Source organism: Roseobacter sp. HKCCD5988, from assembly GCF_037830355.1.
Lineage (GTDB): Bacteria > Pseudomonadota > Alphaproteobacteria > Rhodobacterales > Rhodobacteraceae > M30B80.
Genome location: NZ_JBBLYJ010000001.1, coordinates 200,030 through 214,069, shown reverse-complemented (window position 1 = coordinate 214,069; position 14,040 = coordinate 200,030). Strand labels below are relative to the sequence as shown.

The window sequence follows — 14,040 nt, the reverse complement described above, 5'->3', positions numbered from 1 at the left end:
GCGCCTTGAGGCGCGATTTGATCCGAAAACCAAGGGGAAGTGCGACCGTGCACGCGACCGCCGTCATACTCGAAGGGCCAAAGAAAATAGGGCTCGGACAGGTTAGCCTCGTGGCGCCTTCGCCAGAGGATATGGTTGTGCGCGTGTGTCACTCTGGCATTTCCACTGGAACCGAAAAACTGTTCTGGTCTGGCCGCATGCCGCCCTTCCCAGGCATGGGTTACCCCCTCATCCCGGGCTATGAAGCCGCTGGTGAGGTCGTTTCAACACCGAAAAATTGCGAATTTTCAGTTGGTGATCATGTTTTTGTACCGGGCGCGAATTGCTATGGCGATGTGCGTGGCCTGTTTGGCGGCGCGTCTTCCATGTTGGTTACAGCGCCAGAGCGCGCCGTGCGCATTGATCGTGCCAGCGGCCCTGAAGGCGCGCTTTTGGCTTTGGCTGCCACAGCCTATCATGCGCTCTCGGGCCATGACTTGCCTGATTTAATCGTGGGTCATGGCGTCTTTGGTCGTCTCTTGGCGCGTCTTACTTTGGCGCTGGGCGGCCCTGCCCCGACTGTATGGGAGGTTAATCCTGCCCGGGTTTCAGGCGCAGAGGGATATCTCGTTACCAATTCCACCGATGATACGCGCCGTGATTATCGCTGCATCTACGATGCTTCGGGCGTGGCGGCGTTGTTGGATGAAATGATCGGGCGCCTGACCAAGGGCGGTGAAGTCGTCTTGGCAGGTTTCTATCCCGAATCTCTCGAATTCGCCTTTCCGCCTGCCTTCATGCGTGAAGCGCGGCTGCGGATCGCGGCGGAATGGACGCGCGCCGACTTGGTTGCCACCCGCGATTTGATCGAAGCGGGACAGCTCAGCCTTGGTGGTTTGATCACGCATCAACTGCCCGCCGCAGAGGCAAGCCTCGCTTATCCTCAAGCCTTTAAAGATGCCGCTTGCCTGAAAATGATTTTGAATTGGGAGAAGCCAGAATGACCCTCGATGTTCCCAATCTTAAGGATTTCGATGCCCGCCTGCGCGATGAGGCGCAGCAAGAGCCGACCCTCGAAGTGCCTCAGGGCGAACCCACTAAGAAAACGCAGATCATTGCGATTTATGGGAAAGGCGGCATCGGTAAAAGTTTCACCCTTGCCAATCTCAGCCATATCATGGCCGAGCAAGGAAAGCGGGTTCTGTTGATTGGTTGTGATCCGAAATCCGATACGACCAGCCTACTTTTTGGCGGCAAAGCCTGCCCAACGATCATCGAAACCTCGACCAAAAAGAAATTGGCGGGCGAGGAGGTGAAAATTGGGGATGTCTGCTTTAAGCGTGGCGGTGTCTACGCGATGGAGCTTGGCGGGCCAGAAGTTGGCCGCGGCTGTGGTGGGCGTGGGATCATCCACGGCTTTGAGCTGCTTGAGAAGCTGGGCTTCCATGACTGGGATTTTGACTATGTCCTGCTCGACTTCTTGGGCGATGTGGTCTGCGGCGGGTTTGGCCTGCCGATTGCCCGTGATATGGCGCAGAAGGTGATTCTGGTTGGATCAAATGATCTGCAATCTCTGTATGTGGCGAATAATGTTTGCTCGGCGGTGGAATATTTCCGCAAAATGGGTGGCAATGTAGGTGTCGCGGGTTTGGTCATCAACAAAGATGACGGCACGGGCGAGGCTCAGGCCTTTGCCAATGCGGTAAATATACCCGTTTTGGCCTCGATCCCTGCGGATGATGATCTGCGCAAGAAATCTGCGAATTACCAAATCGTTGGGACGAACCAAAGCCAATGGGGCGCCCTCTTTGCGGCTTTGGGTGAAAATGTCGGCGAAGCGCCGCCGTTACGACCAACGGCACTGAGCCAAGATGAATTGATCGGCCTTTTCGATGGCAAGGATACAGGTGCGGGCATTGTCCTAGAGCCTGCAACCGAAGCCGATATGCGCGGCAAGAACGCCGCGCCGAAAAAGTCGCTTGAAGTAATTTATGACGAGGTCTGAGGAAGAATGTCCGAAGAAGTGAGATATGATGCTGCCGATGAGGCCGAGGTAATCCTCGGCCAAGATCGCGCTGATGCATCTGCCGCTTCGGATGGGCAGACTCCGCCCGAATTGGGGCAGGGTATGGGTTGCCACGCAGGGGCGGCCGAAATGGAAGCCGCCGCACGCATGGCGGGGAAATCCGAAATCCTTGATCAATATGCCCGCGATTACCCGCAGGGGCCGCATGACAAACCCCAAAGCATGTGCCCTGCCTTTGGCAGTTTGCGCGTAGGGTTGCGGATGCGCCGCGTGGCATCGGTTTTGTCTGGCTCGGCCTGCTGTGTCTATGGCCTCAGCTTTGTCAGCCATTTTTATGGCGCGCGCCGTTCAGTCGGCTATGTGCCTTTCAACTCGGAAAGTTTGGTTACGGGCAAACTCTTCGAGGATATTCGGGATGCTGTTCACGAGATGGCAGATCCCGCGCGCTATGATGCGATTGTGGTGACCAATCTTTGCGTTCCGACCGCCTCTGGTGTTCCGCTGCGTCTCCTGCCGCAGGAGATTAACGGTGTTCGGATCGTGGGCATTGATGTGCCAGGATTTGGAATTCCCACCCATGCCGAAGCCAAAGATGTGCTTGCAGGCGCTATGTTGAATTATGCCCGTAAAGAGGTGGAGGCTGGCCCCGTCCAAGCCCCTGTTTCGGGCAAATCAGATCGCCCGACAGTGACCCTGTTGGGCGAGATGTTCCCAGCCGATCCCATTGGGATTGGTGGGATGCTCGCGCCGCTCGGTCTGGCGGCAGGTCCGGTCGTTCCCTGCCGTGAGTGGCGCGAGCTCTATTCTGCCTTGGATAGCGAAGTGGTGGCAGCAATCCACCCGTTTTACACATCCGCCATCCGAGAATTTCAGGCCGCAGGCCGCACGATTATTGGCAGCGCCCCCGTTGGATATGACGGAACAGCCGCATGGCTGTCTGCGATTGGTGCGGCTTATGGTGTTGCGGCGGATCAGATTGCTGCTGCGCAAAACGCCTTTTTGCCCGCGATCAAGGGTGCGCTTGCCGCCCAAAAGATCAACGGAATGATCACCTTGTCGGGCTATGAGGGGTCAGAGCTTTTGGTCGCGCGCCTGTTGATCGAGAGTGGGGCCGATGTGCCCTATGTTGGCACGGCCTGCCCGAAAACACCTTGGTCAGAGCCTGATTTGGACTGGCTAACAGCCAAGGGTGTTAAGGTTAAATTCCGCGCAAGTCTCGAAGATGACTGCGCCGCGATGGAAGCAATCAAACCTGATCTTGCCATCGGCACGACCCCTGTTGTGCAGAAGGGCAAAGAGCTTGGCATCCCAAGCCTGTATTTCACCAATTTGATTTCCGCGCGTCCTTTGATGGGGCCAGCGGGTGCGGGGTCTTTGGCGCAGGTGGTCAACGCTGCCATGTCCAACAAAGATCGCATGGATCATATGCGCGCCTTCTTTGAAGGTGTCGGTCACGCGGATACGGCAGGCATTTGGGAAGGCAGCCCAAATGAGCGGCCTGATTTCCGCGCCACGCATCAGAAAAAACTCGACAAAGCGGCCCGTGCCGCCAAAGCGCAGGAGATGATCTGATGTTGATCCAAGATCATGATCGCGCGGGCGGATATTGGGGGGCGGTTTACGCCTTTACCGCCGTCAAAGGGTTGCAGGTGGTCATCGATGGCCCAGTGGGTTGTGAAAACCTGCCCGTCACATCGGTTCTGCATTACACCGATGCGTTGCCACCCCATGAATTGCCGATTGTGACCACGGGTCTTGGCGAGGAAGAATTGGGCCGTGATGGCACTGAGGGCGCGATGAAACGCGCTTGGGGCACGCTAGACCCCGCGCTTCCTGCCGTTGTTGTCACGGGCTCGATTGCCGAGATGATTGGCGGGGGGGTCACACCGCAAGGCACCAATATTCAACGCTTTTTGCCGCGCACCATTGATGAAGATCAATGGGAGGCCGCAGATCGTGCCATGACGTGGATTTTCACGGAATTTGGCATGACCAAGGGGCGTATGCCGCCCGAGAAACAGCGTGAAGAAGGTTCTGCGCCGCGGGTCAATATTCTTGGGCCGATGTATGGCACCTTTAATATGGCTTCTGATCTGCATGAAATTCGCCGCCTTGTGGAAGGTATCGGGGCCGAAGTGAATATGGTCATGCCATTGGGCAGCCATTTGGCCGAAATGCGCAACTTGGTTAATGTCGATGCCAATATCGTGATGTATCGCGAATTTGGGCGCGGTTTGGCCGAGGTTTTGGGCAAGCCCTATTTGCAAGCGCCCATTGGGGTTGAGTCGACCACGAAATTCCTGCGACAATTGGGCGAGATGCTTGGCCTAGATCCCGAGCCTTTTATCACCCGCGAAAAGCATTCGACCCTCAAGCCTGTTTGGGATCTGTGGCGGTCGGTCACGCAAGATTTCTTTGCAACGGCCAATTTTGGCATCGTGGCGAATGAAACCTATACCCGTGGCATTCGGCATTTCCTTGAAAGTGATCTTGGTCTGCCCTGTGCCTTTGCGGTGGCACGCACAGCAGGCAAAAAAACCAACAATGACGAAGTGCGCAGCCTGATTTCTGCAAAGCGTCCCTTGGTCTTGATGGGATCCATCAACGAGAAGATGTATCTCGCGGAAATGAGCGCGGGCCATGGCCCTCGCCCGTCTTTCATCCCTGCAAGTTTCCCTGGCGCCGCAATCCGCCGCGCCACAGGCACGCCCTTCATGGGATATGCAGGCGCGACTTATCTTTTGCAGGAAATCTGCAACAGTCTGTTTGATGCCCTGTTCCATATTCTTCCGCTTGGCAGCGAGATGGACAGCGCCAAAGCAACCCCGACAACACTGCGCCGCGATTTCCCATGGGACGCTGATGCGCAGGCGTTGCTTGATAAAATTGTTGCCGAACACCCCGTTTTGACACGGATTTCGGCGGCCAAAACCTTACGCGATGCCGCAGAAAAAGCCGCGCTTGAAAGCGGGGCTGAGCGGGTCGTGAAAGAAACGGTGGCGCAACTCGCGCCGCGCCGTTTTGAGACGCTGAACGAGGGAGGCGTATAATGACAGATATTAGCTCCAACACCCAGATTGCGCGGTCAAAGCCGCCCAAAACGGAGTTCATGATTTACTTCGGGATCATTTTTCTCGCGACCTTGCCGCTTGCCACGCTCACTTGGGGCTTGGCTGCGCTGCGCACAGGAAGCTTGACGGAAAAAGGCCCCGTAAAGCGCGCTTGGAGCCAAGCGCGGATTATCACGCCGATGATTTTTTCGGCCTGATCCTCTCGCTAAGCCGCCGTTCGAGACCGATTAGACCCGGTCGAGGCACATAGGTGAGACGATAAAATTTTCGGCGTGACGACCGGAGCCGACACAAGTTCGCCAATGCGGGTTGACTACCCGCGTGGGTGGAATGCCGACAAGACAATGAGGTTTTGTCGGGGCCCGGCCGCAGGGTGTGCGGCACTAGTCAAACGTTCCGGAGGAAAGTTCATGGCTGGTAACACCGATCTGTCCTTTACAGGTCTGACCGACGAGCAGGCGCAAGAGCTCCACTCGGTGTATATGAGCGGCCTTTGGCTGTTCGCAGGTATCGCCCTGCTTGCTCATATCGCCACGTATATCTGGCGCCCGTGGTTCGGCTGAGGAGTAAGACATGTCCAAATTTTACAAAATCTGGCTGATCTTCGACCCGCGCCGCGTCTTCGTGGCTCAGGGCGTCTTTCTCTTCTTGCTCGCTGCAATGATCCACTTGGTGGTTCTGAGCTCGGGTCTCAACTGGTTTGAGAGTGCAGCTGCAGCAGGCATGTAAGAGTTAGGCCTGCCGCCTGCGGCGCGCCTGATATGCCTTATGACATCGCTGCGGGCGGGCTGCCCGCCCGCAGCTAACCGACCAATAACGGACGGCTCAGTGGAGATGATCCAAAGCCGCCAAACGCGGAGACAGACGCATGGCTTTGCTAAGCTTCGAAAGAAAATATCGCATCCGTGGAGGGACGCTGATTGGCGGCGATCTGTTCGACTTCTGGGTTGGCCCTTTCTATGTGGGCTTCTTTGGGGTGACTACGATCTTCTTCGCTGCCCTTGGAACCATCCTGATCTTCTGGGGGGCGGCCACGCAAGGCACGTTCAACCCTTGGACGATCAATATTGCCCCACCTGATCTCTCTTACGGGTTGGGCATGGCCCCGCTGCTCGAAGGCGGCCTTTGGCAAATCATAACGATTTGTGCCGTTGGCGCCTTTGTATCCTGGGCCTTAAGAGAAGTTGAAATCAGTCGAAAGCTTGGCATGGGCTATCATGTTCCATTTGCCTTTAGCTTCGCGATTTTGGCTTATGTTACATTGGTTGTTGTGCGCCCCTTGTTGCTTGGCGCATGGGGCCATGGCTTCCCTTACGGCATCTTTAGCCACCTCGATTGGGTATCCAACGTTGGGTATTCCTATCTGCATTTCCACTATAACCCAGCCCATATGATTGCGGTGACCTTCTTCTTCACCACGACCCTCGCATTGGCGCTGCATGGTGGTTTGATCCTATCCGCGGCGAATCCTGAAAAAGGTGAAGAAGCGAAAAGCCCTGATCATGAAGATACGTTCTTCCGTGATTTCATCGGCTATTCTATTGGCACTTTAGGGATACACCGCTTGGGTCTGTTGCTGGCTTTGAATGCTGGTTTCTGGAGCGCGGTTTGTATCGTGATCTCTGGCCCCGTTTGGACAAGCGGTTGGCCTGAATGGTGGAATTGGTGGCTGACACTGCCGATCTGGCCAGATCCAAGCCCGATCCACGCGGTTTCGGGAGGGATGTAAACCATGGCGTATTTCGAATATCAAAATATCTTCACGCAGGTGCAGGTGCAAGGCCGTCCCGAGATGGGGATGGACAATGAAAACAATCTGGCGGCTGAGCGCACTAAGTCGGCCTCCTTCTCGACCCTTGCAGGTTTGATCGGCAACGCGCAGCTTGGCCCCGTATATCTGGGTTGGGCAGGGACCATCAGCTTGGCGACAGGTTTGCTGTGGTTCAATATCGTTGGCCTCAACATGCTGTCCCAAGTGGGTTGGTCGATCCCCGAGTTTATTCGTCAACTGTTCTGGTTGGCGCTTGAACCTCCTGGGCCTGAATATGGTCTGAGCATTCCACCGCTAAACGAAGGCGGCTGGTATATAATCGCAAGCTTCTTTCTACTTGTTTCGGTAATGTCATGGTGGTTGCGCACCTATCTTTTGGCTGAACAGCATAAGATGGGCAAACATATCGCTTGGGCCTTTTTGGCAGCGATTTGGTTGTTCCTTGTGTTGGGTCTGTTCCGCCCCGTTTTGATGGGCCAGTGGAGTGAGGCGGTGCCTTATGGCATTTTCCCACACCTAGATTGGACGACAGCCTTCTCAATCCGCTATGGGAACCTCTATTATAATCCGTTCCACGCACTTTCGATTGTGTTTCTTTATGGCTCGGTTCTGCTCTTTGCGATGCATGGCGCGACCATTCTGGCGGTGTCGCGCTTTGGTGGCGACCGTGAATTGGAACAGATCTATGATCGTGGCACGGCATCCGAACGCGCCGCTTTGTTCTGGCGCTGGACGATGGGCTTTAACGCCACAATGGAGGGGATTCACCGTTGGGCTTGGTGGTTTGCGGTCTTAACCCCGATCACAGGTGGCATCGGCATCCTTTTGACAGGAACCGTGGTGGATAATTGGTTCATCTGGGCGCAGGAGCATAATTTTGCACCAGAGTATCTCGCGCCCTATGGTTATGAAGCTTACGGTAGCTACGAGGGCTTCCTTGGTCAAACCACGGGAGGAAACTAAGATGTTGCCTAAATGGTTCAACGAATGGAACGAGAAAAATCCAACTAATGTATTTGGCCCTGCCATTTTAGTTGGTGCGGCCGGAGCTGCGGTCTTTGTAGCAGCAATGCTGGTGAATTTCGGTCAGCCGTTCAAAACAGACACGCTGCAAACTGGCCCGCGCGGGACAGGGATGGGCGTGCCTGAATTCCAAGCTGACTTGGCGGCCTCTTATCCTGACGCGGATAATTTCTACACCACCGAGCCAATTGTTCCCGAAGCCAATGCGCGTCCGATCCGTATCGTGCGTGCAGATGCAGAGCCAACCTTGGGTTATTTGACACCTGAGAATTATGATCGATTGGTCGAGGCAATGCGTATTTGGACAGGTATCCCCGACCTCTTTGCAGGCGAGGAAAACTACCAAACTGTGGTGGCGCGGAACATGATCGAGATGACCCAGAATATTAATGAATTCTGGGGGGGTCACGTTAACGCCAATGCGGAAGTGGGTGTCACCTGCTACACCTGTCACCGTGGTCAGCCCGTGCCAAATAATATCTGGTTCGAAGTGTCGCCTGTGAATGAAAACGCAGGCGGTTGGTCAGCAAACCAGAACCGCGTGACGATGGTGTCAAACTCGACATCATTGCCCTCGGATTATCTGGAAACCTACCTGCTCTTGAACGAAGATGGCCAGTATAACCGCATCGGTGTGCATGATCTAGCTTCGCGCGTGCAGCAGATGGACGGGGATCCGCTGATCCAACATGCAGAACGCACTTATGCCTTCATGAATTACATTGCGAATTCTTTGGGCGCGAACTGCACCTTCTGTCACAACACGCGGGCCTTTTACGATGCGGCACAGGTCACCCCACAATGGGCGACCGCAACGCTTGGCATTCAGATGGTGCAAGAGGCGCTTGACCTTTACGTCCTGCCATTGGCTGATGTTCTGCCTGCAGAACGACTTGGGCCTGTGCATGGTGATGTGCCTAAACTGGCCTGTCGCACCTGTCACCAAGGGCAGCAGCGTCCACTGCGTGGCTTGAACGTGATCGCGAATTGGCCTGAGCTTGCCACAACATCAGGCGAGCCTGACTATTCGGCCTTTCAGTGATGTTTGGCTGCGGCCAAAATAAAACCCTGTTCTGCGGTATAGATACTATATCGCAGAACAGATCAGACCATCAGAACTCACCTATCGTCCCTTCGTAGGTGCGCCTTACCACGGGTTTGGGGTTTACCCACCCGTGGTTTTTTCTGGCTTGGGAGGGCTGGAAAGATGACACGACCAACGACCGAGCTTCTAAACCGCATTCATAGCCCCGCAGATTTGCGCCGCATGAGCGATGACGAATTGGCCCGCCTTGCGGATGAGTTGCGCGCTGAGACGATTTCCGCTGTGTCGGAAACGGGTGGCCATCTGGGATCAAGCCTTGGTGTCGTTGAGATCACTGTGGCAATCCACGCGGTGTTCAACACTCCTTATGACAAGCTAATCTGGGATGTCGGGCATCAATGCTATCCGCATAAGATCCTGACAGGTCGGCGTGATCGCATCCGCACCTTGCGCCAAGAGGGTGGTTTGTCGGGTTTTACAAAACGCAGTGAATCGGCTTTTGACCCGTTTGGTGCGGCACATAGCTCCACCTCAATTTCTGCTGCGCTGGGCTTTGCCATGGCGCGTGAATTGGGTGAGGCCACTGGAGACGCTATTGCCGTCATCGGCGATGGATCGATTTCCGCAGGTATGGCCTATGAGGCCATGAACAACGCGGGCGATTTAGGGCGGCGCTTATTCGTGATCCTGAATGACAATGATATGAGCATTGCGCCCCCAGTTGGGGCTATGTCCCGCTATCTGCAAGATTTGGCGAAACATTCGCCGCTTTCGGCATTAAAGGATATTGCCGATGGCGTGGTGCCCCTTTTGCCCGAGCCATTTCGTGCGGGCGCGACCCGTGCGCGAGAATTGGTAAAAGCGCAAATTGGCGATCTGCCGCATGGGGAAAACCTGTTTGAGCATTTGGGTTTTGACTATATCGGCCCGATTGATGGTCATGATATGAGTGCGCTCCTAGAGACGCTGCGCCATGCGAAAACCCATGCTACTTGCCCTGTTTTAATCCATGCGGTGACAGTAAAGGGCAAGGGATATGCGCCTGCCGAAATGGCGAATGATTGCTATCATGGTGTGGCGAAATTTGACCCGAAAACTGGTGTTCAGCAAAAGGCTACCGCCAATGCGCCTAGTTATACGGGCGTCTTTGGCAAACGCCTTTTGGCTGAGGCGCAAAATGACCCCAAAGTCGTTGGTGTCACAGCGGCCATGCCAGGCGGCACTGGTCTGAACGTAATGCAGCAGGCCATGCCACATCGTATTTTCGATGTGGGTATTGCTGAACAACATGCGGTGACATTTTCCGCCGCTTTGGCCGCAGGTGGCCTCAAGCCATTTTGTGCGATTTATTCTAGCTTCCTTCAGCGCGGTTATGATCAGATTGTGCATGATGTGGCGCTGCAAAATTTACCTGTGCGATTTATGATTGATCGCGCAGGATTGGTGGGCGCCGATGGCCCGACACATGCAGGCGCATTTGACATCAATTACCTCGCGGCCCTGCCCAATATGGTGGTGATGGCTTGTGCGGATGAGGCGGAGTTGGTCGATATGATCGCGACTGCTGTCGCCTATGACGATGGGCCAATTGCGCTGCGTTATCCGCGCGGTGAGGGCACTGGCGTTGCCATGCCTGAAAACGGGCAGATATTGGAAATTGGTAAGGGTCGCATTCTGCAAGAAGGCAGTGATATTGCCCTGCTGAGCCTTGGGGCGCATTTGTCCGAAGTGCAGGAAGCTGCCGCCGCCTTGGCCGCGCGCGGCATCTCTGTCACCATCGCGGATGCAAGATTTGCCAAGCCGCTGGATACAGATTTGGTGAATGATCTGGTCGCCCATCACAAGGCTATTGTCACCGTTGAACAAGGCTCTGCACTCGGGTTTGGTGCCTTGGTTTTACATCATCTTGCCGCCACAGGCCGTTTGGATGGTGGCGTGTCTATCCGCACCATGCATCTGCCTGATCGGTTCATTGAACATGCAAGCCCCAAGGCGATGTATCGCGATGCGGGATTGGCGGCTGATGATATTATGCGCGCAGGCTTGGCCGCGCTTGGCATTGCCGCGCCGAATTTTGAGCAAGACAGCAAAGTCGCAAAATTGAAACGCTAGACCTTTGCGTCAGCGCCAAAAATCTTTGCCGCGTGTTCCTCAAGATAGATCCTGAGCCAAGGGGTAAAGCTCTGCGGCGCTGCTTTGACGCGGGCGGATAGACCATCGAGATCCATCCAAGCAATATCGACCACCTCATCGGGATTGGGTGTTGGCTCAATCTGAGGGGGCAACGCGCCGACAAATATATCGACAAGTTCATGCTCGATGAGCCCGCCGCCAACATCCGCGCGGTATTCCACGCGATCGCGTTTTTCCAACGCAATGATGGGTAGGCCCAGTTCCTCGCCCAATCGGCGTTGCGCACAGCTAAGTGCATCTTCGTTCCAATGTGGGTGGGTGCAGCAGGTGTTCGTCCAAAGTCCAGGTGTATGGTATTTGGACAAGGCGCGCCGCTGCATCAATACCTTTGTCCCGCGCATCAGAAAGACGGAAATCGCCTTATGACGCAGTCCGCGCTGATGCGCCAACAGCTTGTCTACGGGTTTTAGCTCATCCCCGATCCATGCAGGGATCATGACATCATCCATCGCTACACACGTGTCGCAGAAATTAAACCCGTCAAATGGGCCAGATTTTTAACACCGATCTTGATATGCGCCAAAGGCCGCGCTTTGACCAGCTTCTTGTTCATATAGGCCTCGAAGGTCAGGCGCTGCACATCAATATCGTGACACAGGCTGACAAACCGCTCACGCCGCTCATCGGATCGGTAATAGGCGTTTTGCATCGCACCCAAAACTTTGAACACGCCCTTATGTTCGCGCATGAACAACCGCCGCGCCAGATCTAGGTCTTTGATACGGCCTGATTGCAGCTTTGCTGTGGCGGCTGTGGCCGCCACACGGCCACCCACCATGGCATAATAAATTCCCTCGCCCGAAGAGGGGGCAACCACCCCTGCTGCATCGCCCGCAAGCACGACATCGCGCCCATTGTCCCAACGGTCGAGCGGTTTGAGGGGAATAGGCGCCCCCTCGCGGCGAATGGTTTTACAATTGGCCAGATGTGAAAACGCGCGCAAATCAGCGGTGGCTTTTTTCAAATCAACCTCTTTATCCATCGACCCCATACCAATGGATGCGGATTTCCCATGTGGGAAAACCCAACCATAGAAGTCAGGGCTGATCCGTCCGTCATAGACCACATCACAACGATCCGGGTCATAAGCATCGGTGCCGCCTTCGGGGGCCTGGACAATTTCGTGATAGGCAATGACGTAAGGAATGCGATCACCGCCCTTGACCTCGTCCCGCGCTACGTTCGAGCGCGCGCCATCCGCCCCAATGACCACCGCACAGGTCAAACGGCGGGTGTCGCCTGTTTCTTTGTCGCGATAGATGACATGTGTGCCTTGTGCATCGCGTTCGATCTTTGTGTAGGTACCTGTGAAACGCTCGGCCCCTGCGTCGGCGGCGCGGACACGCAGAAATTCATCGAAATTTTCCCGATCCACCATGCCAACAAAGCCGTTTTCAATCGGGATATCCACTTTGCGCCCTGTTGGTGAGATCATCCGCGCCGTTGTGATCTTCGCAACGATCTGCGCGTCTGGAATGTCGAAATCAGCGATTAAGCGGGGTGGGATTGCGCCGCCGCAGGGCTTGATCCGTCCTGCGCGATCCAACAAAGCAACACGATGGCCGGACAGCGCCAGATCATGTGCGGCGGTCGCCCCTGATGGGCCACCCCCTACTACTACAACATCATAATCCATTTTATTCTCCTGGCACTGAAAGGGGCGTGGAAAGTCTTGGTTGCGCGGGCCCTGTAATCACGCGTGCCGCCATAAGGGCGGATGCGATATAAAGCGCGGCCTCGAATAAAAACACGGCGGCAAACCCATCGGCATCGCCCATCACAGGGCGCGCCAGATCAACAAGGGCGGCGCCGATCAGACCACCAAACCCTGCGGCAATTGCTTGGGCTGCCCCCCAAAGGCCCATTCTTGTGCCTTCGCGGGCGGTGCGGCCTTCGCCTGCAAGCGCCATCATAGATCCGATGGCCGCAACAGCGAAAACGCCGTTGAAAAACCCCATGGCCACCACAGTGGGCAAAAGCGGTGCGCTTGGCCCGATTTGACCAAGCCATGCAATCACGAGGAGCGCGGCAGCAGACCCTAAACACCCCCCCACCACCCATTGGCGGAGGCTGCCAAGGCGCAGCGCGGTTCCCGCAACGCCCACTAAGACCATACCCAAAAACACGCCGCCATTTTGTGCGCCAGAGAGGGAGGTTGATTGACCTGGGGTGAAGTGAAACACGAGGCCCGAATAGGGTTCTAGGATCAATTCCTGCATGAAATAGGCAGACATGCTGAGGAACACGAAGATCGTGAAATGGCGCGCTTTGCGCTCGGCCCAAATTTCGCGCACGCCCTCCAAAAAGGGCGCGGATTGTTCTTCGGCGCGGGCGGTGACCCTCGCTTCAATACCCCAGATCGACAAAATCGTCAGACTCACCGCGCCAAATGATACCACGCTGACCACAGCCATCAGTCGCGTATGGCTATAGGGGTCGAGGAATTGACCAGCGACCCCAGCGGTTACGGCAATGCCGAATATCATCAAAAGCCATGTGATGGTGGCCGCAGCAGGACGGCGCGCAGGGTCGGTTGCGGTTGCCAAAAGCGCCAAAAGTGATGTGCCAGATGCCCCAACCCCAACACCGATCATCACATAGGCCAAGATGGAGACGGATAGGCCGAGCATGTAATGGCTTGCAAAAAGCGACAGCGCATAAGCCGCCAAAACTGCGCCGCTCGCCAAAATAGCCATGCCCCCGATGATCCAACGGCTACGTGACCGGCCTGTATCGGAGCGATAACCCCATTGGGGTCGAGTGATTTGAATGGCGTAATGCAACCCAACCAAGAGGCCGGGCAGGATCGCAGGCAGGGCCAATTCCACAACCATTAGGCGGTTTAGGGTCGAGGTTGTTAAAACCACAATTGCGCCAAGACACAGCTGAATAAACCCAAGTCGAATAATCTGCACCCATGTCAGGCTCATGC

Annotated in this window: 14 protein-coding genes; 11 read left to right on the top strand and 3 right to left on the bottom strand. The window is 55.5% G+C overall.

Translation table 11 applies throughout. The features are described from left to right. Positions 1 to 47: 47 nt before the first annotated feature. The 11 genes from bchC to dxs all read left to right on the top strand — a co-directional run bounded on the left by bchC (position 48) and on the right by dxs (position 11,027). On the top strand, positions 48 to 983 hold the full coding sequence (bchC, locus tag AAC636_RS01050; RefSeq protein WP_340300067.1) for a chlorophyll synthesis pathway protein BchC: 936 nt from the start codon (positions 48 to 50) through the stop codon (positions 981 to 983). Further along, on the top strand, positions 980 to 1,984 hold the full coding sequence (locus AAC636_RS01045; RefSeq protein ID WP_340300066.1) for a chlorophyllide a reductase iron protein subunit X: 1,005 nt from the start codon (positions 980 to 982) through the stop codon (positions 1,982 to 1,984). Before bchC ends, AAC636_RS01045 begins: the two co-directional genes overlap by 4 nt. A 6-nt stretch (positions 1,985 to 1,990) precedes the next feature. Then, on the top strand, positions 1,991 to 3,577 hold the full coding sequence (gene bchY / locus AAC636_RS01040; RefSeq protein WP_340300065.1) for a chlorophyllide a reductase subunit Y: 1,587 nt from the start codon (positions 1,991 to 1,993) through the stop codon (positions 3,575 to 3,577). After that, on the top strand, positions 3,577 to 5,055 hold the full coding sequence (bchZ, locus tag AAC636_RS01035; RefSeq protein ID WP_340300064.1) for a chlorophyllide a reductase subunit Z: 1,479 nt from the start codon (positions 3,577 to 3,579) through the stop codon (positions 5,053 to 5,055). Before bchY ends, bchZ begins: the two co-directional genes overlap by 1 nt. Then, the gene (pufQ, locus tag AAC636_RS01030) at positions 5,055 to 5,273 is read left to right on the top strand and encodes a cytochrome PufQ (RefSeq protein ID WP_317657094.1); all 219 of its coding nucleotides are present in this window, start codon (positions 5,055 to 5,057) and stop codon (positions 5,271 to 5,273) included. Before bchZ ends, pufQ begins: the two co-directional genes overlap by 1 nt. A gap of 213 nt (positions 5,274 to 5,486) precedes the next feature. Then, entirely contained in the window at positions 5,487 to 5,639 is a 153-nt protein-coding gene (gene pufB, locus AAC636_RS01025; RefSeq protein ID WP_213674587.1) for a light-harvesting antenna LH1, beta subunit, read from the top strand. Positions 5,640 to 5,649: 10 nt separating this feature from the next. Beyond that, positions 5,650 to 5,805 carry a light-harvesting antenna LH1, alpha subunit gene (gene pufA, locus AAC636_RS01020; protein WP_340262652.1) on the top strand — a complete coding sequence of 52 codons (156 nt, stop codon included), beginning with the start codon at positions 5,650 to 5,652 and terminating at the stop codon, positions 5,803 to 5,805. Positions 5,806 to 5,944: 139 nt separating this feature from the next. Next, on the top strand, positions 5,945 to 6,805 hold the full coding sequence (gene pufL / locus AAC636_RS01015) for a photosynthetic reaction center subunit L (protein WP_340300063.1): 861 nt from the start codon (positions 5,945 to 5,947) through the stop codon (positions 6,803 to 6,805). A gap of 3 nt (positions 6,806 to 6,808) precedes the next feature. Next, the gene (pufM, locus tag AAC636_RS01010) at positions 6,809 to 7,810 is read left to right on the top strand and encodes a photosynthetic reaction center subunit M (RefSeq protein WP_340262654.1); all 1,002 of its coding nucleotides are present in this window, start codon (positions 6,809 to 6,811) and stop codon (positions 7,808 to 7,810) included. 1 nt (position 7,811) lies between these two features. Next, entirely contained in the window at positions 7,812 to 8,912 is a 1,101-nt protein-coding gene (gene pufC / locus AAC636_RS01005; protein ID WP_340300062.1) for a photosynthetic reaction center cytochrome PufC, read from the top strand. Between the two features lie 165 nt (positions 8,913 to 9,077). After that, positions 9,078 to 11,027 carry a 1-deoxy-D-xylulose-5-phosphate synthase gene (dxs, locus tag AAC636_RS01000; RefSeq protein WP_340300061.1) on the top strand — a complete coding sequence of 650 codons (1,950 nt, stop codon included), beginning with the start codon at positions 9,078 to 9,080 and terminating at the stop codon, positions 11,025 to 11,027. Here dxs and idi read toward each other — a convergent pair. The 3 genes from idi to AAC636_RS00985 are packed head-to-tail and all read right to left on the bottom strand — an operon-like array spanning position 11,024 to position 14,038. Next, positions 11,024 to 11,545, bottom strand: coding sequence for an isopentenyl-diphosphate Delta-isomerase (idi, locus tag AAC636_RS00995; protein ID WP_317657098.1), 522 nt, complete (start codon positions 11,543 to 11,545; stop codon positions 11,024 to 11,026). The genes dxs and idi overlap by 4 nt on opposite strands. A gap of 14 nt (positions 11,546 to 11,559) precedes the next feature. Then, entirely contained in the window at positions 11,560 to 12,744 is a 1,185-nt protein-coding gene (locus tag AAC636_RS00990) for a geranylgeranyl diphosphate reductase (RefSeq protein ID WP_340300060.1), read from the bottom strand. 1 nt (position 12,745) lies between these two features. Next, positions 12,746 to 14,038, bottom strand: coding sequence for a BCD family MFS transporter (locus AAC636_RS00985; RefSeq protein WP_340300059.1), 1,293 nt, complete (start codon positions 14,036 to 14,038; stop codon positions 12,746 to 12,748). Between the last annotated feature and the right edge of the window lie 2 nt (positions 14,039 to 14,040).

What these genes read in the sequence shown, in the direction of transcription:
- pufB (WP_213674587.1), top strand. Translation starts at nt 5,487, where the DNA reads ATGGCTGGTAACACCGATCTGTCCTTTACAGGTCTGACCGACGAGCAG.
- pufL (WP_340300063.1), top strand. Translation starts at nt 5,945, where the DNA reads ATGGCTTTGCTAAGCTTCGAAAGAAAATATCGCATCCGTGGAGGGACG.
- pufC (WP_340300062.1), top strand. Translation starts at nt 7,812, where the DNA reads ATGTTGCCTAAATGGTTCAACGAATGGAACGAGAAAAATCCAACTAAT.
- AAC636_RS00990 (WP_340300060.1), bottom strand. Translation starts at nt 12,744, where the DNA reads ATGGATTATGATGTTGTAGTAGTAGGGGGTGGCCCATCAGGGGCGACC.
- idi (WP_317657098.1), bottom strand. Translation starts at nt 11,545, where the DNA reads ATGATCCCTGCATGGATCGGGGATGAGCTAAAACCCGTAGACAAGCTG.
- AAC636_RS00985 (WP_340300059.1), bottom strand. Translation starts at nt 14,038, where the DNA reads ATGAGCCTGACATGGGTGCAGATTATTCGACTTGGGTTTATTCAGCTG.
- pufQ (WP_317657094.1), top strand. Translation starts at nt 5,055, where the DNA reads ATGACAGATATTAGCTCCAACACCCAGATTGCGCGGTCAAAGCCGCCC.
- bchZ (WP_340300064.1), top strand. Translation starts at nt 3,577, where the DNA reads ATGTTGATCCAAGATCATGATCGCGCGGGCGGATATTGGGGGGCGGTT.
- pufM (WP_340262654.1), top strand. Translation starts at nt 6,809, where the DNA reads ATGGCGTATTTCGAATATCAAAATATCTTCACGCAGGTGCAGGTGCAA.
- pufA (WP_340262652.1), top strand. Translation starts at nt 5,650, where the DNA reads ATGTCCAAATTTTACAAAATCTGGCTGATCTTCGACCCGCGCCGCGTC.
- bchY (WP_340300065.1), top strand. Translation starts at nt 1,991, where the DNA reads ATGTCCGAAGAAGTGAGATATGATGCTGCCGATGAGGCCGAGGTAATC.
- AAC636_RS01045 (WP_340300066.1), top strand. Translation starts at nt 980, where the DNA reads ATGACCCTCGATGTTCCCAATCTTAAGGATTTCGATGCCCGCCTGCGC.
- dxs (WP_340300061.1), top strand. Translation starts at nt 9,078, where the DNA reads ATGACACGACCAACGACCGAGCTTCTAAACCGCATTCATAGCCCCGCA.